Origin of the sequence: Paenibacillus sacheonensis, assembly GCF_009909195.1 — a bacterium.
In the GTDB taxonomy this organism is placed as follows: Bacteria; Bacillota; Bacilli; order Paenibacillales; family Paenibacillaceae; genus Paenibacillus_Z; species Paenibacillus_Z sacheonensis.
Genome location: NZ_JAAAMU010000027.1, coordinates 16690 through 39367, shown reverse-complemented (window position 1 = coordinate 39367; position 22678 = coordinate 16690). Strand labels below are relative to the sequence as shown.

Genomic DNA, 22678 nt, shown 5'->3' with positions numbered 1-22678 from the left:
GAGATAGATGGACGATCAGAAGGTTAAACGCAGCGGTACAACCAATAAGCGAAAGGCTCGCGCGATGAATCCGAGAGCGGAATCGCTGCTCAGCGTCGTGTTGCTGTTAGCGGGGTCATTCCTCATCGCGGTCAGCTTCAATCTGTTTCTCGTACCGCTCGGCATCGCGTCCGGCGGCGTCTCGGGCATTTCGATCCTCGTCAACCATGAGACGGGCATTCAACCGGCCTATACGCAGTGGGCGCTTAATGTACCCTTGTTTCTGGTGGGGCTATGGCTGCTCGGCAAGCGATTTGCGCTCAAGACCGCCCTCGGGTCCTTCGTGCTGCCGCTGCTCGTCCTGGTCACCTCCAATTGGACGCCGCCGACGAATAATGCGATGCTGGCTTCCATTTACGGCGGAATCGGCGTCGGCGTGGGGCTTGGCTTGGTCTTTCGAGGCAAAGCCTCTACCGGCGGGCTCGACCTGGCGGCGCAGCTGCTGCATCGCTATACAGGCGTGCGTCTGGGACTCGCGGTCGCGGCGTTCGATGGCATCGTCATTGCATCGGCAGGCATTCTGATTGCGCCGGAGAACGCGCTGTATGCGCTGGTCGGCTTGTTCGCTACGAGCAAGACGATCGATTTTGTGCAAACGGGTCTGGCGATTTCGAAGGTGGCGTTCGTCGTATCGGATCATCCGGAGGCGATTACGCAGACGGTATTGCATGATTTGGACCGCGGCCTCACGAAGCTGGACGGTCATGGAGGGTATACGGGGGAATCGCGGGCCGTGCTGATGATCGTCGTCGGCAGGGGGGAGGTATCCAGGTTGAAAAGCCTTGTAAGAGCTGCGGATCCGAGCGCGTTCGTGATCATCAGCGACACCGCGGAAGTGCTCGGCGAAGGCTTCCAATTGCCATGAAAAACAGTCGAATTCAGCGTTGTATTTATATGAATTCGTATGTATAATAATACAGAGCGAAAGCTATTTCCACGATCCTTCCGTTTGTGTACAATGAATTACTAGGAAGGATAAGGATGGGAGAGATCGGATTATGAACACAGTCGTTAGAGCGGCAATTATCGGATCGACCGGTTACGGCGGCGTAGAGCTGATCCGGCTTCTCGCGGGTCACCCGCAGGTAGAAGTGACGTCGGTCGTATCTTCATCGAGCGCGGGCGCGCCGATCGCGGAGGGCTATCCGCATTTGAACGAAATTCGCACCGACTTGTTGGATGACGTCGACCCGGCGCTCCTCAAGAAGAAGGCTGATGTCGTGTTTATCGCTACGCCCGCGGGCGTTGCGTCCAAAATAACTCCTTCGCTCCTTGCCGAGGGCTTGAAGGTCATTGATATTTCCGGCGATCACCGATTGAGGGACCGTTCGGAATACGAGACGTGGTATAAGAAAGAGGCTGCGGCGCAGGAATACTTGGATCAAGCTGTTTTCGGCCTGTGCGAGGTGTACGGCGATTCCGTGCGCGGCGCGGAGTTCGTCTCGAACCCGGGCTGCTTCCCGACGGCGACGCTGCTTGGACTGGTGCCTGCCGTCAAAGCGGGTCTCATCGATCCGGCATCGATCATTATCGATGCCAAATCCGGCGTATCAGGTGCGGGACGCGGCGTAAGCCTCGGCAACCACTACGCGGAAATCAACGAGAATTTCAAGGCTTACAAGCTCAACAAGCATCAGCATATTCCCGAAATCGAGCAAGTGCTGTCGGACATCGCCGGTAAGAAAGTCGTGACGACCTTCTCCACGCATCTCGTTCCGATGACGCGCGGAATCATGAGCACGATGTACGCGTCGGTCAACGGCAAGGCTTCCAATGAAGATTTCGTGTCGTTGTACCGCAATTATTACGAAGGCCGTCCGTTCGTGCGCGTTCGCCAAGAAGGCACGTATCCGGCGACCAAGGAAGTCTCGGGATCGAACTACTGCGACATCGGCTTCTCCGTCGATCCGCGCACGAACCGCGTCACGATCGTATCGGTCATCGATAATCTCGTGAAAGGCGCAGCGGGCCAGGCCATTCAGAACCTCAATTTGATGATGGGCTGGGACGAGTCGCTGGGCCTCCGCTTCGTACCGGTTTATCCGTAAAATAGTACTTACACTGCCGAGAAGGAGAAGCGATTGAACAATGGGACAGGGGAACACATCCGCATCATACACCGTCGTACCGAATGGCTCGGTCACGACGCCCAAAGGCTTTAAAGCCGCTGGCCTGCACTGCGGCCTGAAGAAAACGACGCGCCATGACCTGGGCGCCATCGTCTGCGACGTACCCGCGGCGGCGGCCGGCGTGTACACGACGAACGCGTTCCAGGCGGCGCCCATCGCCGTCACGCGCGAGAGCATCGGCGCGGGCGGCAAGCTGCGCGCGGTCATTGTCAACAGCGGCAACGCCAATGCTTGCACCGGCAAGCAGGGCGAAGCCGATGCCTACGAGATGCGCAGCGCGTTCGCGTCCGCGGTCGGCATACCGGCGGAGCAGGTGGCCGTAGCGTCCACGGGCGTCATCGGGGAGCTGCTGAAGATGGACCGCGTACGCGGCGGTATCGCGGAGCTGCCAGCGCGGCTCGGCGATTCCTACCAGGCGGCGGATGATTTCTGCCAGGCGATTCTGACGACCGACCTCGTGAAGAAGGAAGTGTGCGTCTCCGTTACGGTCGACGGCCGTACGGTTCATATTGCCGGCGCGTCCAAAGGGAGCGGCATGATTCACCCCAACATGGCGACGATGCTCGGTTTCGTGACGACGGATGCGGCGATCGGCAGCGAGACGCTGCATAAGCTGCTTCGCCAAGTGACGGACCTGACATTCAACATGATCACGGTGGACGGCGACACAAGCACGAACGATATGCTGGTCGCGATGGCGAGCGGGCTGGCGGGCAACGAAGAGTTGACGGAAGCGCATGCGGATCTTGCTGCATTCGCCGAAGGGCTCCGCTACGTATGCGAAGTGTTGGCCAAAGCGATCGCGCGCGACGGCGAAGGCGCCACTAAGCTCGTCGAGGTGCAAGTGCGCGGCGCGGAGAACGACTTGTCGGCGCAAGCGATCGCGAAGACGGTCATCGGCTCTTCACTCGTGAAATCCGCCGTATTCGGTGCGGATGCCAACTGGGGCCGAATCATCGCGGCGGTCGGCCGTGCCGGCGTGCCGGTCAATCCCGAGACGGTCGACATCGCGCTCGGCGATATCGTGACGCTGGCGCAGTCCCGTCCCGTGGCGTTCGACGAGGACGCCGCGCTGGAGTATCTGAAGGGCGATACGGTCGTCATTCACGTCGATCTGCATATGGGCGAAGGCGCCGCGACGGCTTGGGGCTGCGATCTTACCTATGATTACGTCCGCATCAATGCGGCGTATCGGACTTAATCGGCAGAAGGGAACGGAACAATCCTATGGAAACGCGGTTTGTCATGAAATGCGGAGGCAGCACGCTGGCGGCGCTGCCGGCTTCTTTCTTCGAAGATTTGCGCGACCTGCAGGCGCGCGGCGTCAAAGCGGTCATCGTACACGGCGGCGGGCCGGCGATCTCCGAGACGCTCGGCAAGCTCGGCATCGAGAGCGAGTTCGTAGGCGGCCTGCGCAAGACGAGCAATGAAGTCCTGGACGTGGTAGAGATGGTGCTCGCGGGACGCATCAACAAAGAAATCGTTCGCCGCATCCAGCAGAGCGGGGCGAAGGCGCTCGGCCTCTCCGGCGTGGACGGCGAGCTGATCATGGCGCAGCCGGTAGCGAACGCCGCGGAGATCGGCTTCGTCGGCGACGTGACGGACGTGAACGCAGCGATTATCGAGGGCGTTATGGGGATGGGCTACATCCCCGTCATCGCTCCGATCGGCATCGACGCAGCGGCGCAGCGCTATAATATCAACGCGGATACGGCGGCGGGAGCGGTCGCTTCCCATCTCGGCGTAGAGCGGATGATCGTCGTGACCGACGTACCGGGCATCATGAACGGCGAGAAGCGGGTGCTTCCTACGGTAACCTTGGAGGAGATCGAAGCGATGATCGCGAGCGGCGAGATTTACGGCGGCATGATTCCGAAGGTGCGCGCGGCGATCGCCTGCATCCAAGGCGACGTGAAGGAAGTCGTGATCGTGAACGGCGACATGCCGGGCGTACTTAGCAAAGCCGTGCTCGAAGGCGGCATCGGCACGCGAATCGTACGGCAATAATTCATTTATTCCTAATGAGAGGGTGAACGTAAGATGAGCGATTTGTACAAAAGCGCGGCGGCCAACGAGGGGAGCTCGCTGTTCCCGACGTACGCAAGATATCCGATCTCCCTGGTGAAGGGCGAAGGCAGCTGGCTGTGGGATGACCAAGGCAACAAGTATCTGGACTTTATGTGCGGCATTGCGGTCACGAACCTCGGCCACGCGCCGAAGCAGGTGAAGGACGCACTCGTAAAGCAGCTCGACGAGCTGTGGCATGTCTCCAACCTGTTCCACATTCCGAACCAGGAAGCGGCGGCGAAGCTGCTCACGGACAACAGCCACGCGGACGCGGTCTTCTTCTGCAGCACGGGCGCGGAAGCCAACGAAGCAGCGATCAAGCTCGCTCGCCGTTATCAGCAGAAAGTGAAAGGCAACGGCCGCTACGAGATTCTTACGTTCGCCCAATCCTTCCACGGACGGACGCTGGCGACGCTGACGGCGACCGGCCAAGAGAAAGTGAAAGAAGGCTTCCTTCCGCTGCCGGAGGGCTTCCGCTACATTCCGCTGCATGACATCGAAGCGCTGGAAGCGGCGATTACCGACAAGACGGCTGCGGTCATGATCGAGACGATCCAAGCCGAAGGCGGCATTATCCCGGTAGAACCGGCCTTCCTTCAGCATTTGGCGAAGATGTGCAAAGAGCACGGCGTTTTGCTTATCGTTGACGAGATTCAAACAGGCATGGGCCGTACCGGTAAAATGTTCGGCTTCCAGCACTACGGCATCGAGCCGGATATTTTCACGCTGGCCAAAGGTCTCGGAAGCGGCTTCCCCGTCGGCGCGATGCTGGCGAAGGGCGAGCTGGCCGAGGCGTTCTCGGCAGGCAGCCACGGCTCCACGTTCGGCGGAACGCCGATCGCAACGGCTGTCGTGAAAGCGACGATCGAAACGCTGTTGAAGGAAAAAGCGACCGACCGCGCAGCGGAAACGGGCGAATACCTGATGAATGAATTGCGCGCCAAGCTGGCCGGCAATCCGTTCGTGAAGGAAGTTCGCGGCAAAGGCTTGTTAGTGGGCATTGAGTGCGCAGGACCGGTCGCGCCGATCATTTCGGAAGGACAGCAACGCGGCTTGCTCGTCATCACGGCAGGACCAAACGTCGTTCGTCTGCTCCCAAGCCTGCTCGTATCGCGTGAGGAAGTCGATCAAGCGGTAAGCATCCTGACCTCGATTTTCGCAGACCAAACGGCTACGGCGCAGTTGTAACGAGAGGAGATTCACCATGTCCCAATTGTTAAAAGAAGAGCTCGCGGTCAGCCTCAAGGGCCGCGATTTTATAGAACTGTCCGATTACACGCCGGATGAAATCCGGTACTTAATCGATCTGGCGATCGAACTGAAGCGCAAGCTGAAAGCGGGCGAGACCCATCATCCGCTGAAGGGCAAGACGCTCGGCATGATTTTCGAGAAATCCTCGACACGTACGCGCGTCTCCTTCGAAGTCGGCATGTACCAACTGGGCGGCCAAGCGCTGTTCCTCAGCCGCAACGATCTTCAGATCGGCCGCGGCGAGACGGTGTCCGACACCGCGCAGACGTTGTCGCGCTACCTCGACGGCATGATGATCCGCACCTTCGCGCACCGCACGGTCATCGAGCTTGCGCGCGCAGCGACGGTTCCGGTCATTAACGGCCTTACGGACCTGGCGCATCCGTGCCAAGTGCTGGCCGATTACCAAGCGGTGCTGGAGCATAAAGGCCGCCTGGAAGGTCTCAAAATCGCCTATATCGGCGACGGCAACAACATGGTGCACTCGCTGCTCATCGGCGCTGCCAAGCTCGGCATGCATATGTCGGTGGCGACGCCGGAAGGCTACGAGCCGGACGAGGACGTCGTCCGAATGACGAAGGAATACGCGGCCGAGACCGGCTCGCGCATCCATGTCTGCCGCGATCCGCGCGAAGCGGTGGCCGACGCGGACGTCATCTACACGGACGTATGGGCGAGCATGGGCTTCGAGGCGGAACAGAAAGAACGCGAGCTCGCGTTCGCGAACTTCCAGGTCAACGAAGAGCTGGTCAGCCACGCGAAGAGCGACTTCATCTTCATGCACTGCCTGCCCGCGCACCGCGGCGAGGAAGTCAGCGAAGGCATCATCGACGGCAAGCATTCCATCATTTTCGACCAAGCGGAGAATCGCCTGCACGCGCAGAAGGCCATCATGGCTGCGATCATGGGCTAAGGTCGTTAAGCATATCTGAGGGTTTGAGAGTGTTTTGATTGTTGAGTATTTGATTGTTGAGTATTTGATTGCATGGTTTTGAGATTTGATTGTATGGCTTTGAGATTTGCCTCGGCCCCGAATTGGAACAAGTTGTAACCCAAGTCACGGGCTTGTCCCCCCAGCTCACTCCGGGAATTTGTCAAGAAGTGCCCGGAGGTGGAGTGGAGTCGAAGCAACGAAGTGATCGCCTTTGTAGTCGGATTATTTCCCATTAATATTTTAGGTAATCAAAATAATCCGACTACAACAGCGAGCGTAGACCCACTCCACCGCAGGGCATGCCCTTCCAAACTTCCCGAAATTATCATCCTTTAAGGAGCGTACTTATGGCTAAGGAAAAAATCGTACTCGCATACTCCGGCGGACTCGACACGTCGGTCATTCTAAAATGGCTCAAAGAAACCTACGACGCGGAGATCATCGCCTTCACCGCCGATATCGGGCAGAAGGACGAGCTCGACGGCCTGGAAGCGAAAGCGCTGGCTACGGGCGCATCCAAAGTGTACATCGACGACCTGCGCGACGAGTTCGCGCAAGACTTCATCTACCCGATGTTCCAATCGGGCGCGCTGTATGAAGGCCAGTACCTGCTCGGCACGTCGATCGCGCGTCCGCTGATCGCGAAACGCATGGTCGATATCGCCCGCGCCGAAGGCGCAACGGCGATCGCGCATGGCGCGACCGGCAAAGGCAACGACCAAGTCCGCTTCGAGCTGACGGCGGCCGCATTGGCGCCGGACATCGCCGTCATCGCGCCTTGGCGACTCGAAGAATTCCGCGAGCAATTCCCGGGCCGTGCCGAGATGATCGCCTACGCCGAGAAGCACAACATCCCGGTACAAGCGTCAGCGGCGAAGCCGTACTCGATGGACCGCAACCTGCTGCATATCAGTTTCGAGAGCGGCATGCTGGAGGATCCGTGGTTCGATCCGAGCAGCGACGAGAACAAAGGCATGTTCGTTCTGTCCGTAGCGCCAGAGGATGCGCCGGATCAATCCGAATACGTCGAGCTGACATTCGAAGCCGGCAACTGTATCGCAGTGAACGGCGAACAGCTGAGCCCGCTGCAAGTGATGGAGAAGCTGAACGAGCTGGGCGGCAAGCACGGCATCGGACGCGTCGACATGGTCGAGAACCGTTTCGTCGGCATGAAGAGCCGCGGCGTGTACGAGACGCCGGGCGGTACGATACTGTTCACGGCGCACCGCAAAATGGAATCCCTTACGATGGATCGCGATGTCATGCACCTGCGCGATTCCTTGATTTCGAAATACGCTTCGCTCGTCTACAACGGGTTCTGGTTCGCGCCTGAACGCCTTGCGCTGCAAGCCCTTGTATTGGAAAGCCAGAAGAACGTGACGGGCGTCGTTCGCCTGAAGCTGTACAAAGGCAACGTCATCGGCGCAGGCGTCAAGAGCCCTGTCAGCCTGTACAACCCGGATATCGCGACCATGGAAGCCGATCCGTCCAAAGCGTACGACCAAGGCGACGCAACCGGCTTTATTCGCTTGAACGCGCTGCGCTTGAAAGTTTCTTCCGGCGTGGAACAGAACAAGAAGTAAGCAGCGTTACGAGGCGGCCCCCGGGCGCGCCATATCGGCGAACCAGGCCAGGTCGGCCTGAGCTCGCCCGTCCAACTGACCCGGTCCGGGGTGAATCGCCGGGCCGGGTCATTCGGCAATAAGGCATGAAACGATAAAGGAGTGCACCGTTGTGAGCAAATTGTGGGGCGGACGGTTTACGAAGAAGACCGACCAGTTGGTAGAAGAATATACGGCATCGATTACGTTCGATAAAGAGTTGGCGGAAGAAGATATTCAAGGCAGCTTGGCGCATGTCACGATGCTGGGCAAACAGGGCATCCTGCCGGCGGCGGACGTGGAGACGATCAAGGACGGTCTGCACCGCGTGCTGCAGCGCATCAAGCGGGGCGACCTGGAGTTTGCCATCGCCGACGAAGACATTCATATGAACATCGAGAAAACGCTGATCGACGACGTCGGCCCGGTCGGCGGCAAGCTGCATACGGGACGCAGCCGCAACGACCAAGTGGCCACGGATATGCACCTGTATCTGCGCAAGCGCGTCGTCGAGTTCGTCGAGCTGCTGCGGAAGCTGCAGGAAGCGCTCGTGCAGCAGGCCAAAGCGAACATCGATACGATCCTCCCGGGCTATACGCATCTGCAGCGCGCGCAGCCGATTCTGTTCGCGCATCATATGATGGCCTACGTCAGCATGTTCGGCCGCGACATCGAGCGTCTGCAGGACAGCTACAAGCGCGTGAACATGCTGCCGCTCGGCGCGGGCGCGCTGGCGGGCACGACGTTTCCGATCGACCGCCATTTCGTGGCGAGCCAGCTCAAATTCGACCGTGTCTACGAGAACAGCCTGGATGCGGTAAGCGATCGCGACTTCATCCTGGAATTCCTGTCGCATGCGTCGATCATCATGATGCATCTGTCGCGCCTGAGCGAAGAGCTTATCCTTTGGTCGAGCACGGAGTTTCATTTCGTGGAGCTGGATGACGCGTTCTGCACGGGCAGCAGCATTATGCCGCAGAAGAAGAACCCGGATGTGCCCGAGCTTGTCCGCGGCAAGACCGGTCGCGTCTACGGCAATCTCGTCGGCTTGCTGACCGTGTTGAAGTCGCTGCCGCTCGCGTACAACAAAGACATGCAGGAAGACAAGGAAGGCATGTTCGATACGGTCCGCACGCTGCAAGGCGCGCTTCAGCTGTTCGCGCCGATGATCGCGACCATGAAGGTCAACAAGGATCGCATGCGCCAGGCCGTCAACCAGGACTTCTCCAATGCGACGGACATCGCCGATTTCCTCGTCGGCAAAGGCCTGCCTTTCCGCCAAGCGCATGAAGTCATCGGCAAGACGGTGCTCTACTGCATCCAGCAGGGCAAATATTTGCTCGATCTGACGCTGGACGAGTTCAAGCAGTTCTCCTCGCTGTTCGACGATCGGATCTACGCCGTGCTGCAGCCGGAAAATGTCGTGAACGCCCGCGACGTATACGGCGGCACGGCAACGAAGCAAGTCGCGGACGCTATCGTCCGTGCGGATAATGAGCTGGCCGGTACGGCGGCTTGGGTCGCGGAATACGCGGAGCGCAGCAACTAATCGCTGCTTAAGCGTGGTTACATGACAGAAAGCCCCTTCTCGGGCCGACCTTACGCGGTCGGCATCGGGAAGGGGCTTTTATCATCAGGAGGCTTTCCTTGCTCCAACCATTACGCACTTACTCGCCGCTTACCCCGCACATGCCCCGCCATCTATTCCGCCACCCCATCCTCCAGCAGCGGTTTCTCATCGTCCTCTTTGCTTCCGGGAGAGGATTGCTCAGGCGCAACGGCATAGACGGCTGGCTGCGCTTTGTACGTATCCCGCGATATCCGGCTGCTGGCAACGACCTTTCCGTCCACGAGCTTGGAGCGGAACGTCTCGACGACGTAGCCCGACTTGCCTGGCGTGAGCAGCAGCCGCGATCCGGGTTCGAGTGAAGCCCGCGCGACTTCTTTGATCGTTGGCGCGATCGTGCTAAGCGTCTTGGACGTGATTTTATAGCTGACGTTCTTCGGCATCGTCCCGAACAGCTTGACGGTCAGCTGGCGGTTGTTCACGACGGTGCGGACGATCAGCGTTTTGCCCGTCGTGTTTTTGAAGCGGAAATTGATCGCGCCTTCCGCGAAGGTCGCGTCCTGACCCATCGGCAGATAAGCGACGGGCAGCGAATGGTTCCGCCGCTCCACTAGCTCGAGCCCCGCCCGAAGCACCGCGTTGTACAGCGTGCTGGACACCTGGCAGATGCCGCCGCCGACGCCATCGACGAACGCGCCGTTCAAGATGACGGGAGCCGCGCGGTAACCGTAATGCTCGTTCGTGGCCGCGACGACCTTGCTGTAATCGAACACTTCGCCGGGAGCGAGCTCCCAATCGTTCAGGGAGCGGGCCGTCATTTCGACGTTATAGGCGCGCCCGGAGCCGCTTGTGCGGAAATTCGTCGTGAACGACGAAATCATGCGGGTAACGCCTTCGGCCTTCAGGCGATCGAGCGTAATGGCGGGATGCACGACCTTCAACTCTATAGGGATGGCAATCGGCTTCAGGCTGCCGCTCCAATCCTGCCCGAGCACTTGTCCCAGTGCCTGCGCGGCTCGCGAGAACATGGTGTCGGGATCCAGTCGGAAGGCGTCTTTGTGCGGCGTATAGACGATGCTGTCGTCATCGCGGATCGTCCGCTTGGCATCCACGGGCTCTCCGGCCTCGAGGTAGCCCCATGCATTGCGCATCTTCTTGAGGAATACGGTCCGGTCCCAGCTAATGGAGAGCGACAATCGATCGGGAAAATGCCAGCGTGCATCGGCACGGGCCATGAGGCTGCCGTTCTCCAGCGTTTCGAGTGCCGCGATCGCCGGCTTTATATTGACGGTGAAGCCCAGATCCGCCAGGGCCCATGAGTTTCGCAGGTTATTGGAGGGACCGCCGGCCGCGGTCAGGCGAAGCTGTTCCAGCGCGGTTTTACGATCGGCCAGTTTTTGCTTCGCTTCCGGGATGTCGAGACCGCCGAGGTCGATGGCCGTCCCGCCTTCCGGCAGAATGGTCTTGGTCTTATCCGCACGAGCGGCATCGATCCGCAATTCAAGCGCTCTCGGCACGGATTGCTGCGAGGCATAGATCCACACGCCGCCCCAGCCGGAGGAAAACAGCAGCAGGCACAGCACGGTCAATGTCCATACGATATGGATTCCCTTCGTTTTCAAGGCTCGTCAACTCCTTGGGCGATGATTCTTACATGTATATGCACGTCCGGCCGGCGTTTTGCCAAAAGCTTTCCTAATTTGAACGTTTGTCGAAAAATCTTCATTTTCATCCCCGTTTTTGCTGGAAATACCTTCATGAGAATTATGAAAATTGGAGAAATCAGGACTTTCGTAGAGGATTTCCCGCGCTTATGTCGAATATCTAGAAGCTGACTACCTACAGGATGTGATAAAGTGATCGAGCTTCAAGACATTTGGAAAACGTACGCAGACGGCACCCATGCGCTTCGCGGCGTTTCCGTTCTTATAGAGCGCAATGAATTCGTTTACCTGGTCGGGCCTTCCGGGGCCGGCAAATCGACCTTCATGAAATTAATATACCGGGAGGAAATTCCGACCAAAGGGCAGATTTCCGTCAACGGTTTTAATATAGGCAAGCTCAAACCGCGCAAGATCCCATACGTTCGCCGCAACATCGGCGTTATTTTTCAAGATTATCGGCTCCTGCCGAAGCTGACCGTATATGAAAATATCGCCTTCGCGATGGAAGTTATCGAAGCACCCAAGCGCATCATCAAGAAGAGAACCATGGAAGTGCTCGAGCTTGTCGGGCTTCGCGGGAAGCACGCCAGCCTGCCGCAGCAGTTGTCCGGCGGCGAACAGCAGCGCGTCGCCATCGCGCGCGCCATCGTCAATAACCCGTCCGTCATCGTGGCGGATGAGCCGACGGGCAACCTCGATCCCGAGACCTCTTGGGGCATCATGAACCTCTTGGAAGAGATTAATTTCCGCGGCACGACCATCGTCATGGCAACGCATAACAAGGAAATCGTCAATACGCTCCGCAAACGCGTCATCGCCATCGAGAACGGCACGATCGTGCGAGACGAAGCGAGAGGAGAGTACGGGTATGAAAATTAGCACCGTGCTGCGCCACCTGCGGGAAGGCATCAAGAACGTGGTACGCAACGGATGGATGACCTTCGCCTCCGTGAGCTCTATCGTCATTTCGCTGTTCATCCTTGGCGTATTCCTGCTGCTCGCGCTGAACGTCAATAACTTGGCCGATCAGATCGAGAGCCAGGTTCAAATTCGGGTTTACTTGCAGCTAGGCACGCCGGAGGCCAAGGTGAACGAGCTTAAGAACGCCATCGGCAATATTCCGGAAGTGAAGAAAGTCGTTTTCGTTTCCAAAGAACAGGGACTCAAGGATTTGCGCACCAGCATCGGCGCGGACGGCTCGGAGCTGCTCGAGGGTTACGACGACACGAACAATCCGCTGCCGGATTCGTTCACGGTCGACGTGTTCGACCCGCAGAATATCGCCTATGCGGCGAAGAAGATCGACGCGATCGGCAGCGCGGATGCGAGCAAGCCGATTTCGAGCGTCAAATACGGGAAGGGAACGGTCGAGACGCTGTTCAGAGTGACGAACGCCGTCCGTAACATCGGCCTTGTCGTCGTCATCGGGCTCGCGGTGACCGCCATGTTCCTCATTTCCAATACGATTAAAATGACGATACTGGCACGCCGCCGCGAGATCGGCATCATGAAGCTTGTGGGGGCGACCAACAACTTTATTCGCTGGCCATTCTTCATCGAAGGCGCCTTGATCGGCGTTATGGGCTCGGTGATCACGACCGTCCTGCTGCTGTTCGGGTATTCGGAGCTGGTTCAGGCTTCCCAGTTCGAGCTGGGCCTGATGATGATCAAGCTGGTGACGCTGAGGGACGCGGGCTTGACCGTTTCGGCCGTGACGCTGGCGCTTGGCACGTTGATCGGCATTTGGGGAAGTACGTTATCCGTTCGGAAATATTTGAAAGTGTAGGTGACTGTGGACGTGAAGAAAGGCTTATTGGCTGTCGCGATCATCGTTTTGGCCGTATACATCTTTCAACCGACGCAAGGCGAGGCCTCATCGCAGCTGGACAAGATCAATAAAGAGCTCGCGAAGGTCCGTCAGGAGATGAGCGCGGCTACGCATAACCGCAATCAAGCGGATAAAGACAAAGCATACATCTTGTCGATGAAGGACAAGACGGCGAAATCCGTTACGGAGATCGTCTCGCAAATCAACGAAGTCGGCGGCCAGCTGAACAAAGTGCAGTCGCAGATCGACGATAAGGAAACGCAGGTCAAGCAGGCTGGCGCGGATCTCGAAGCCGCGGAGAACAGAATCGTGAAGCAGGACAAGCTGCTGCAGTCGCGCGTCCGTCTCATGTACACGAATGGTCTCGTATCGTATCTGGACGTGCTGCTGAGCGCGACGAGCTTCAGCGATTTCATTGACCGCATGGATTCGCTGTCGTCCATTCTCGGTCAGGATCGCGAGATTCTGGCAAGCCGCAAGAAAGACAAAGTGCTGGTCGAAGAGAAGAAGCAGGAAGTCGAGAACTCGCTGGCCGAAGTGAAGACCATGTACGGCAAGCTGGCCGGGTATCACGATCTTCTGAAGGACAAGGAAAAGCAGAAGGAAGTCATGGTGCTGAAGTATAAGGACCAGGCGGACGAACTCGATGAAATCAGCAGCGATCAGGAAGAGCTGCTCATGAAATTGGCGAAGCAAGTGTCCGATTTGGAAGCCAAGAAGAAGACGATTAAAGTGTACTATAATCCGGGCGGCAAGCTCGGCATGCCGCTCCGCGCCAGCTGGCATCTCAGCTCGCCGTTCGGCTACCGGATCCATCCGATCACCGGCGCCAAGAAGCTGCATACCGGCATGGATATGGCGGTTCCCAAGGGAACGCCGATCTACGCGGCGGAGTCCGGCGTCGTCATCGTCGCCCAGTGGTGGAGCGACTACGGCAACTGCGTCATCATCGACCACGGCGGCGGCTTATGGACCATTTATGGCCATATTCGCGACGGCGGCATCAAGGTCGAGAAGGGACAAGCGGTCAAGCGCGGACAGAAGATCGCGGAAGTCGGCAGCACGGGCATGTCGACGGGGAATCATCTTCATTTCGAAGTGAGATTGAACGAGAAGGCCGTCAATCCGGCGCCATACTTGAAATAAATAACGGGCTCGAGCTCACAAGCTCCATGCCGATGACATCGCCGCACCCGAGAGCTTAATAATTGGGTGCGGCTTGTCATATACTAGGAAAGTTGGGAATACCGCCGCGGCCGTGCCGGGGCTTATAAAGGGGTGTTAACGTGCAATTTAAAGGACGAACAGTGGCGGCGTTTATTCTGCTTACGATGGTGGCTTCCGTACTGGTCACGCTGACGGTCGCGGATCGTTTCATCGTCATTGGAAGCGAAGGGACGGCGGCAAGAGCGGCGTCATCAGACTCGTCCGAACCATATGGGTTAAACGAGAAGGAGCTTCGTAAATTAAATACCGTGCTCGGATTAATCGAGACGAAATATTTCCGCGGCGTGGACCGCGCGAAGGTCATGGACGGCGCGGTGAACGGCATGATGACGGCGCTCGGCGACCCGTATTCGGTCTATATGGAGAAGAGCGTAGCGAAGCAGTTCTCCGAAACGATCGAGGGCTCGTTCACGGGTATCGGGGCAGGCGTTCAGATCAAGGAAGGTAAAATCACCGTGGAATCGGCGATCAAAGGCTCGCCGGCGGAGCGGGCCGGCGTACTCCCGAACGACGTTCTGCTCTCGGTGAACGGCGAGAAGCTTGCGGGGCTGTCCCTGAACGACGCCGTGGCGAAGATTCGCGGACCGAAGGGCTCGAAGGTCAAGCTCTCGATTCAGCGCTCGGGTCTGTCCCAGCCGCTGCAGCTGACGATCGTCCGCGACGATATCGATTACGAGACCGTCTATGCTCATCTCCGCGGCGACGGGATCGGCGTGATCGAAATCCGCCAATTCTCCCTGAATACGGGCGACCGTTTCGCTGAGGAACTGGACAAGCTGGAGAAGCAGCATATGAAGGGGCTTATCATTGACGTGCGCGGCAACCCCGGCGGCGTGCTGCCCGTCGTCGTATCCGTCGCCCAGCCGTTCGTGCCCAAGGGCAAACCCATCGTGCAGGTGGAGGATAAGAACGGGCATCGGGAGAAGACGGTTTCGAAGGGAACGGGCAAGAAGTATCCCGTGGCCGTCCTTATGAACAAAGGCAGCGCAAGCGCCTCCGAGGTGTTGGCGGGTGCGCTCAAGGAAGAAGCGAATGCCGTATTGGTCGGCGAAACGTCGTTCGGCAAAGGCACGGTTCAAGTCAGCTACGACAAACAGCTGGCCGACGGCAGTTTGATCAAGATGACGATCGCGAAGTGGCTGACGCCGCTTGGCAACTGGGTGCACGAGAAAGGTCTGAAGCCGGATGTCGCGGTGAATCCGCCGGATTACTATACCGCGGCGCGTATGTCCAAGACCAAGACCCTCATGCCGAACACGATCGACGAGAATACGAAGAGCCTTCAGATCATGCTGGCAGGCCTGGGTTACAGCGTTGACCGCAAAGACGGTTATTACAGCCCGGCGACGGCAGACAGCGTTCGTTCGTTCCAGTCGAAGGCGGGATTGCCTGCGACCGGCAATACGGACGTCGCGACGGCCGAGAAGATCGAGCAGCAGCTGATTGCGAAGATCCGCGACGAGAAGAGCGATACGCAGCTGCAGAAAGCCGTCGGCGTTCTGCAAGCCAAGCTGGGGAATGCAAATTAATCCAGCAGGGATTGCGCCCTAGATGTCGAATAAGTAGAAGGTTGGCATTCGCTTGTTTAGGGATACGGCCTTCTTTTTTATTTGCGGCTCGTATTGGTGAGATAGGGTCTTGAACGCAAGGAGGGGAGCGAAGCGATTGGATGCGGTGTTGGATGTGCTTCAACTAGCGGGATCGGCGGCCCTTGGGCTGCTGTTGTCTCCGTTTTATTATATCGGCGTACTGCTTATCATGCTGCAATATTTTCGCCAGACCCGGCTTGAACGCAAGCTGTTCCATGTGCGCTTGCACGCGTGGCCGAACCAATTGGCCCGAACGATGGGCGCGGGACTGGGCGTCGGCGTGCTGCTTACGCTGGCGGGTTTGTTTCTCGGCGTGACCGTGGACGGCGATGCGGTGCTCTGGCTGTGGGGAACGGCGGTCGTGCTGCTGCTCGTTCGCGTACGCTATCTCTGTTTTGCTTACAGCGCGGGAATGCTTGGCCTGCTTCAGTGGGGGCTTGGCTGGGCGGCGCTCGACGGAAGAGGCGATTGGCTGGGAGAGGCGGCCCGCTCCATCGCTGCGCTGGATATACCGGGGCTGCTCGTGCTGGTTGCATTGATGCATATTGCCGAAGGGCTGCTGGTGCGCTGGCAGGGCGCGCAGTTCGCAAGTCCGCTCTTCCTGGAGGGCAAACGCGGCAAGCTCGTGGGCGGTTATATGCTGCAGGGCTATTGGCCGGTGCCGATGCTCCTTCTAGTGCCGGCTGCTGCCGGAAGCGGGGGCGTGGACTTATCTTGGTCGCTGCTGCTGGGCGATGGTTCCGCGTGGAGCCATGGCGTAACGATGATCGGTTTTCCGATGATGATCGGCTTTACGGAGCTGACGCGGACGATGCTGCCGGAGGCCAAAGCCCGCAGCGCCTCGAAAGCGCTGCTGGTTTACGGCGTAATCGTTGGCGCCGCTGCCGTTGCGGCCTCTCTCTGGTCGCCGTTCATGCTTGCTGCCGCGCTCTGTGCGCTGCTGCTCCATGAGGCGCTTGTCGCGGTCAGCTATTATAAGGAAGACGCGAATTCGCCGCTGTATGTCCATGACGACCGCGGTTTGCGGATCTTGGCCATCATACCGGGTACCCCGGCGGAAGCCATGGGGCTGCAGGCAGGCGAGATTATCCGGAAGGTCAACGGAACGCGCGTGAGGACCAAAGAAGAGCTTCACGCCGCGCTGCATATCAATTCGGCCTTCTGCAAATTAGAGGCCATCAATCTGGAAGGACATGTGAAATTCGTGCAGCGCGCGCGATTCGCGGGCGAACATCATCAGCTCGGCGTCGTTCTCTCGCCGGACGACCAGGCGGGTTATTATGCCGCCGCATCGCCGGCTTCGCTGTTCGATCTGCTCCGCAAGCGAACGGCGAAGAGCCGCAACCGTCAGGCATCAACATCGTCCTCTTTATAAGCTGAATTGTAAGCCCGCCAGCTGTCCTTTCGGACAGTAGGTGGGTTTTTTCGTCTCGCATGGCGCCAATTCCCATGGGTGGGAATCCATAACCGCTCATTGCATCGCCAAAGGGAACACGGTATAATATACAAGAATGGGAACACATATTCTTATGCCGGCTTGCGTATCGCGGCTGCTAACCGACATGGATTTCAAGGGTTTGTTTACGGGTCCTTCGGATACGTGTAAATTACGATAGCCGTCTATTTTTTGAAGGCATAATGGGCATACAAGTTAATAGGCCTTTTTCATAGAAGACATAGGATTGGGGTGTAGTGAATTTATGGTTGAACAGCAGGATCAAGGCAGGCTTTTCGAGCTGAAGTCGGATTATACGCCTCAAGGCGATCAGCCGAAAGCGATCCAGCAGCTTCTGGAAGGCGTGAAAGCGGGCGCGGTGCATCAGACGCTGCTCGGCGCGACCGGCACGGGTAAGACGTACACGATCGCCAATACGATCGCGAAGCTGAACCGCCCCACGCTCGTTATCGCGCACAACAAGACGCTGGCTGCGCAGCTCTGCAGCGAGTTCAAGGAATTTTTCCCGGACAACGCGGTCTCTTATTTCGTCAGCTATTATGATTACTATCAACCGGAAGCCTACATCCCGTCCTCGGATACGTTCATCGAGAAGGATTCCAGCATTAACGACGAGATCGACAAGCTGCGCCACTCCGCGACGAGCTCGCTGTTCGAACGCCGCGATGTCATTATCGTGGCGAGCGTATCCTGCATCTACGGTCTCGGTTCTCCGATCGAATACGGAAAGCTGGTACTCAGTCTGCGCGTCGGCATGGAGAAGTCGCGGGATGCGATTCTGCATAAGCTTGTCGACATTCAATACCAGCGCAACGATATTAACTTCATTCGCGGTACTTTCCGCGTTCGCGGCGACATCATCGAGATTTTCCCGGTCGCGAATAACGAGCGCGCGATGCGCGTGGAGCTGTTCGGCGACGAAATCGAACGGATTACGGAGATCGACGTGCTGACCGGCGAGATCGTCGGCGAGCGCGATCATGTCGCGATATTCCCGGCTTCTCACTTCGTTACGCACGAAGATACGATGAAGGTGGCCATCAAGAATATCGAGCGCGAGCTGGAAGAACGCCTCGCGGAGTTTCGCGAGCAGGGCAAGCTTCTGGAGCTGCAGCGGCTGGAGCAGCGGACGCGCTACGATTTGGAGATGATGCAGGAGATGGGCTTCTGCAGCGGGATCGAGAACTACTCCGGTCCGCTCACCTTCCGCGAGCGAGGCGCTACGCCTTATACGCTGATGGATTATTTCCCCGACGACATGCTCATCGTCATCGACGAATCGCACGTGACTCTTCCGCAGATTCGCGCCATGTATAACGGTGACCGCGCGCGCAAAGAAGTGCTCGTGGACCACGGGTTCCGACTGCCGTCCGCCATGGACAACCGGCCGCTGCGGTTCGAGGAATTCGAGAAGAAAGTGAAACAGGCAATTTACGTCTCGGCAACGCCGGGTCCTTACGAACTGGAGCATTGTCCGGAGATGATCCAACAGATCATCCGTCCGACGGGGCTCCTGGATCCGATCGTCGAGGTACGCAAGACCAAAGGGCAGATCGACGACCTGCTCACCGAGATCCGCGATCGCATCGCCAAGGATGAGCGCGTGCTCGTCACGACGCTGACGAAGAAGATGTCGGAGGACCTGACCGATTACTTGAAGGATGTCGGCATCAAGGTTCGGTATCTGCATTCCGATATCAAGACGCTGGAGCGTTTGGCGATCCTTCGCGATCTGCGGATGGGCACGTTCCATGTGCTCGTAGGGATTAACCTGCTTCGGGAAGGCTTGGATTTGCCGGAGGTCTCGCTGGTCGCCATCTTGGATGCCGACAAGGAAGGCTTCCTTCGTTCGGAACGGTCGCTGATTCAGACGATGGGCCGGGCAGCCCGTAATTCCGAGGGCCGGGTCATCATGTACGCCGACCGATATACGGATTCCATGAATACCGCCATCGGGGAGACCGAACGCCGGCGCGCCATTCAAATCGCGTATAACGAGAAGCATGGCATTACGCCGCAGACGATTCGCAAGAAAGTGCATGACGTTATCGAAGCTACCAAGGCGGCCGAGCAGAAGAGCGATTATTTGACGGGCGTCGGCGTCGACAAGATGTCGAAGAAAGAGCGCCAGTCGCTGCTGCAGCGTTTGGAAGCAGAGATGAAGGAAGCGGCCAAGAGCCTGCAATTCGAGCGTGCGGCCGAGCTTCGCGACGCGCTTCTGGAGCTTAAAGCGGAGTTGGGCCTGTAGGCCGGGAGGAGAGGTAAGACAGTGGCTAGTGATTCAATCGTAATTAAAGGGGCGCGAGCCCATAATCTCAAAAATATCGACGTGACGATTCCGCGCGACAAATTCGTCGTATTGACGGGACTCAGCGGTTCCGGCAAGTCTTCCTTGGCCTTCGACACCATCTATGCGGAAGGACAGCGCCGTTACGTCGAGTCGCTGTCGGCGTATGCGCGCCAATTTCTTGGCCAGATGGAGAAGCCGGACGTTGATTCGATCGACGGGCTGTCGCCCGCCATTTCCATTGACCAGAAGACGACGAGCCGCAACCCGCGTTCCACCGTCGGGACGGTAACGGAAATCTACGATTATCTGCGGCTGTTGTTCGCGCGCGTCGGCAAGCCGCATTGTCCGGAGCACGGCATCGAGATTACGTCGCAGACGGTGGAGCAGATGGTCGACCGCATAATGGAATATCCGGAGCGGACGCGGCTGCAAATCATGGCTCCGATCGTGTCGGGCCGCAAGGGCGAGCATACTAAACTGCTGCAGGACGTGCAGAAGCAGGGATTCGTTCGTATCCGCGTCAACGGCGAGCTTCGCGAGTTGAGCGATAACATCGAGCTCGAGAAGAACAAGAAGCATAATATCGAGGTCGTCGTCGACCGGATCGTCGTGAAGGAAGACATTCACAGCCGGTTGGCCGATTCGCTCGAGACCGCATTGAAGCTGTCCGGCGGCCAGGTGCTTGTCGACGTCATGGAGAAGGAAGAGCTGTTGTTCAGCTCCAATTTGGCTTGTCCGATCTGCGGATTCAGCATCGACGAGCTGGCGCCGCGGATGTTCTCGTTCAACAGTCCTTACGGCGCATGCCCGGATTGCGACGGCTTGGGAGCCAAAATGATCGTCGATCCCGATCTGCTCGTGCCGGATACGAGCAAGTCGATCGAGGAAGGCGCGTTCGAAGCGTGGGCGGGTAGCACGTCCAATTATTATCCGCAGTTTCTCGAGGCCGTCTGCAAGCATTACGGCATCCCGCGTAATGTGCCCGTCAGCGAGCTGACAGCCGAACAGATGAAGAAACTGTTGAATGGGACGGGCGGCGAACGGGTCCGCTTCCGCTACCAGAATGATTTCGGACACTCCAAGGAAGCGCTCGTGCCGTTCGAAGGCATCGTGAACAATCTGGAGCGCCGCTATCGGGAGACGGGTTCGGAAGGCATTCGCGAGCATATCGAGCAGTATATGAGCGCCAAACCGTGCTCCGGCTGCAAAGGCCATCGGCTGCGGAAGGAAAGCCTGGCAGTGACGATCGGCAGCCAGAACATCTCGTTCGTCACTTCGCTGTCCATCGGCGAAGCGGAACGTTTCTTCAACGGTCTGGATCTGACGGAGAAAGAATTGATGATCGCCAATCTGATCCTCAAAGAAATCAATAGCCGGCTCGGGTTCCTCGTGAACGTAGGACTGGAGTACTTGTCGCTGAACCGTGCCGCGGGTACGCTCTCCGGCGGAGAGGCGCAGCGGATCCGATTGGCGACGCAAATCGGTTCAAGCCTGATGGGCGTGCTCTATATCCTTGACGAGCCGAGTATCGGTCTTCATCAGCGCGATAATGACAAGCTCATTCAGACGCTGGAGCATATGCGCAATCTAGGCAACACGCTCATCGTCGTCGAGCATGACGAAGATACGATGCTGGCCAGCGATTATATTATCGATATCGGACCGGGCGCAGGCATCCACGGCGGGCAAGTCGTCTCGATGGGAACGCCGAAGGAAGTGATGGCGGACGAGAACTCGCTTACGGGCGCTTACTTAAGCGGCCGCAAGTTCATTCCGGTTCCGCTGAAGCGTCGGGAGACGAATGACAAGTGGCTGGAAGTCCGCGGCGCCAAGGAAAACAACCTGCGCAGCGTCAATGCCAAGTTCCCGCTCGGCGTGTTTACGGCCGTGACAGGCGTATCCGGCTCCGGCAAATCGACATTGGTCAATGAGATTCTATACAAGACGCTTGCGCGTGATCTCAACAAGGCGAAAGTTCGCCCCGGCGAACATAAGGAAATCCGCGGGCTCGAGCATATCGAGAAAGTCATCGATATCGACCAATCGCCGATCGGCCGGACGCCGCGGTCTAACCCTGCCACCTATACGGGCGTATTCGACGATATTCGCGATCTGTACGCGTCGACGAACGAAGCGAAGGTGCGCGGGTACAAGAAGGGCCGCTTCAGCTTCAATGTGAAAGGCGGCCGCTGCGAGTCCTGCCGCGGCGACGGCATCATCAAGATCGAGATGCATTTCCTTCCGGATGTGTACGTGCCTTGCGAGATTTGCAAAGGCAAACGCTACAATCGCGAGACGCTTGACGTGAAATACAAGGGCAAGAGCATTGCGGACCTGCTTGAGATGACGATCGAGGACGCTTGCGAGTTCTTCCGCAATGTGCCCCGTATTCATCGCAAGCTGCAGACGCTCCTCGATGTCGGTCTTGGTTATATGAATCTGGGTCAACCTGCGACGACGTTGTCCGGCGGCGAAGCGCAGCGCGTGAAGCTGGCAGCGGAGCTTTATCGCCGCAGCACAGGCAAGATGCTGTACATTCTCGATGAGCCGACGACGGGATTGCATGTCGATGACATCGACCGGCTGCTTGTCGTACTTCACCGCCTAGTAGATTCCGGGGAATCGGTACTGGTTATCGAGCATAACCTCGACGTCATCAAGACCGCAGACTATATCGTGGATCTCGGACCCGAAGGCGGCAATGGCGGCGGCATGATCGTCGCAACCGGTTCTCCGGAGAAAGTCGTCAACGTAGAGGCTTCGTACACGGGGCGCTACTTGAAACCAATTCTGGAGCGCGACCGCGAGCGGACGCTTGCCCAGCAGCGAGTGATGCAGAGCGTCGCTGCCGAATAGGGCGAACTACACGGCAGTAAGCATGTCGCTAGACGGCAGCATTGGAAAGCCCCTTTTGGACAACGAATGATGGAGAAGCGGATCTGCCTTTCAGCCGCTTCTCCATCTTCGCTCCCGAAAGGGGTTTTTGATCGTTCTCCCGACTTATCACAAAAAAGACGGTTCCAGTGAAGGAACCGC

General features: G+C 58.0%; 16 protein-coding genes. 15 read left to right on the top strand and 1 reads right to left on the bottom strand.

What is annotated here, in order from left to right:
• Positions 1–7 precede the first annotated feature (7 nt).
• The 8 genes from GT003_RS29580 (at position 8) to argH (ending at position 9570) form a co-directional block, all read left to right on the top strand.
• Positions 8–904 (top strand): YitT family protein, encoded by an 897-nt coding sequence (locus tag GT003_RS29580; protein ID WP_161704820.1) that lies wholly within the window; start codon positions 8–10, stop codon positions 902–904.
• Positions 905–1037: 133 nt separating this feature from the next.
• Positions 1038–2087 (top strand): N-acetyl-gamma-glutamyl-phosphate reductase, encoded by a 1050-nt coding sequence (argC, locus tag GT003_RS29575; RefSeq protein WP_161704818.1) that lies wholly within the window; start codon positions 1038–1040, stop codon positions 2085–2087.
• A gap of 40 nt (positions 2088–2127) precedes the next feature.
• On the top strand, positions 2128–3369 hold the full coding sequence (gene argJ / locus GT003_RS29570; protein WP_161704816.1) for a bifunctional ornithine acetyltransferase/N-acetylglutamate synthase: 1242 nt from the start codon (positions 2128–2130) through the stop codon (positions 3367–3369).
• 26 nt (positions 3370–3395) lie between these two features.
• The gene (gene argB / locus GT003_RS29565) at positions 3396–4175 is read left to right on the top strand and encodes an acetylglutamate kinase (RefSeq protein ID WP_161704814.1); all 780 of its coding nucleotides are present in this window, start codon (positions 3396–3398) and stop codon (positions 4173–4175) included.
• Between the two features lie 33 nt (positions 4176–4208).
• Positions 4209–5423, top strand: coding sequence for an acetylornithine transaminase (gene argD / locus GT003_RS29560; RefSeq protein ID WP_161704812.1), 1215 nt, complete (start codon positions 4209–4211; stop codon positions 5421–5423).
• 16 nt (positions 5424–5439) lie between these two features.
• A complete protein-coding gene (gene argF / locus GT003_RS29555; protein ID WP_161704810.1) occupies positions 5440–6399 on the top strand; it encodes an ornithine carbamoyltransferase in 960 nt (319 codons plus the stop codon).
• A 368-nt stretch (positions 6400–6767) separates the two neighbouring features.
• Complete coding sequence (locus GT003_RS29550) at positions 6768–8003, top strand: argininosuccinate synthase (RefSeq protein WP_161704808.1); 1236 nt, start codon at positions 6768–6770, stop codon at positions 8001–8003.
• Between the two features lie 151 nt (positions 8004–8154).
• Positions 8155–9570, top strand: a complete 1416-nt coding sequence (gene argH, locus GT003_RS29545) for an argininosuccinate lyase (protein WP_161704806.1) — start codon at positions 8155–8157, stop codon at positions 9568–9570.
• A 152-nt stretch (positions 9571–9722) separates the two neighbouring features.
• On the opposite strand, the gene GT003_RS29540 is transcribed toward argH, so the two are convergent.
• Positions 9723–11210 carry a VanW family protein gene (locus GT003_RS29540; protein ID WP_161704804.1) on the bottom strand — a complete coding sequence of 496 codons (1488 nt, stop codon included), beginning with the start codon at positions 11208–11210 and terminating at the stop codon, positions 9723–9725.
• A 234-nt stretch (positions 11211–11444) separates the two neighbouring features.
• On the opposite strand from GT003_RS29540, the gene ftsE reads away from it, so the two are divergent.
• From ftsE to uvrA, 7 genes are all read left to right on the top strand, one after another.
• Positions 11445–12131 (top strand): cell division ATP-binding protein FtsE, encoded by a 687-nt coding sequence (gene ftsE / locus GT003_RS29535; RefSeq protein WP_161704802.1) that lies wholly within the window; start codon positions 11445–11447, stop codon positions 12129–12131.
• On the top strand, positions 12121–13038 hold the full coding sequence (gene ftsX, locus GT003_RS29530) for a permease-like cell division protein FtsX (protein ID WP_161704800.1): 918 nt from the start codon (positions 12121–12123) through the stop codon (positions 13036–13038). The genes ftsE and ftsX overlap by 11 nt, the downstream gene beginning before the upstream one ends.
• A 12-nt stretch (positions 13039–13050) precedes the next feature.
• Complete coding sequence (locus GT003_RS29525) at positions 13051–14226, top strand: peptidoglycan DD-metalloendopeptidase family protein (protein WP_161704798.1); 1176 nt, start codon at positions 13051–13053, stop codon at positions 14224–14226.
• Between the two features lie 140 nt (positions 14227–14366).
• The gene (locus GT003_RS29520) at positions 14367–15836 is read left to right on the top strand and encodes a S41 family peptidase (RefSeq protein WP_161704796.1); all 1470 of its coding nucleotides are present in this window, start codon (positions 14367–14369) and stop codon (positions 15834–15836) included.
• Positions 15837–15981: 145 nt separating this feature from the next.
• Positions 15982–17271 carry a PDZ domain-containing protein gene (locus GT003_RS29515; protein ID WP_338045959.1) on the top strand — a complete coding sequence of 430 codons (1290 nt, stop codon included), beginning with the start codon at positions 15982–15984 and terminating at the stop codon, positions 17269–17271.
• Positions 17272–17596: 325 nt separating this feature from the next.
• The gene (gene uvrB, locus GT003_RS29510) at positions 17597–19600 is read left to right on the top strand and encodes an excinuclease ABC subunit UvrB (protein WP_161704792.1); all 2004 of its coding nucleotides are present in this window, start codon (positions 17597–17599) and stop codon (positions 19598–19600) included.
• Positions 19601–19621: 21 nt separating this feature from the next.
• The gene (uvrA, locus tag GT003_RS29505) at positions 19622–22498 is read left to right on the top strand and encodes an excinuclease ABC subunit UvrA (RefSeq protein WP_161704790.1); all 2877 of its coding nucleotides are present in this window, start codon (positions 19622–19624) and stop codon (positions 22496–22498) included.
• Positions 22499–22678: the final 180 nt, after the last annotated feature.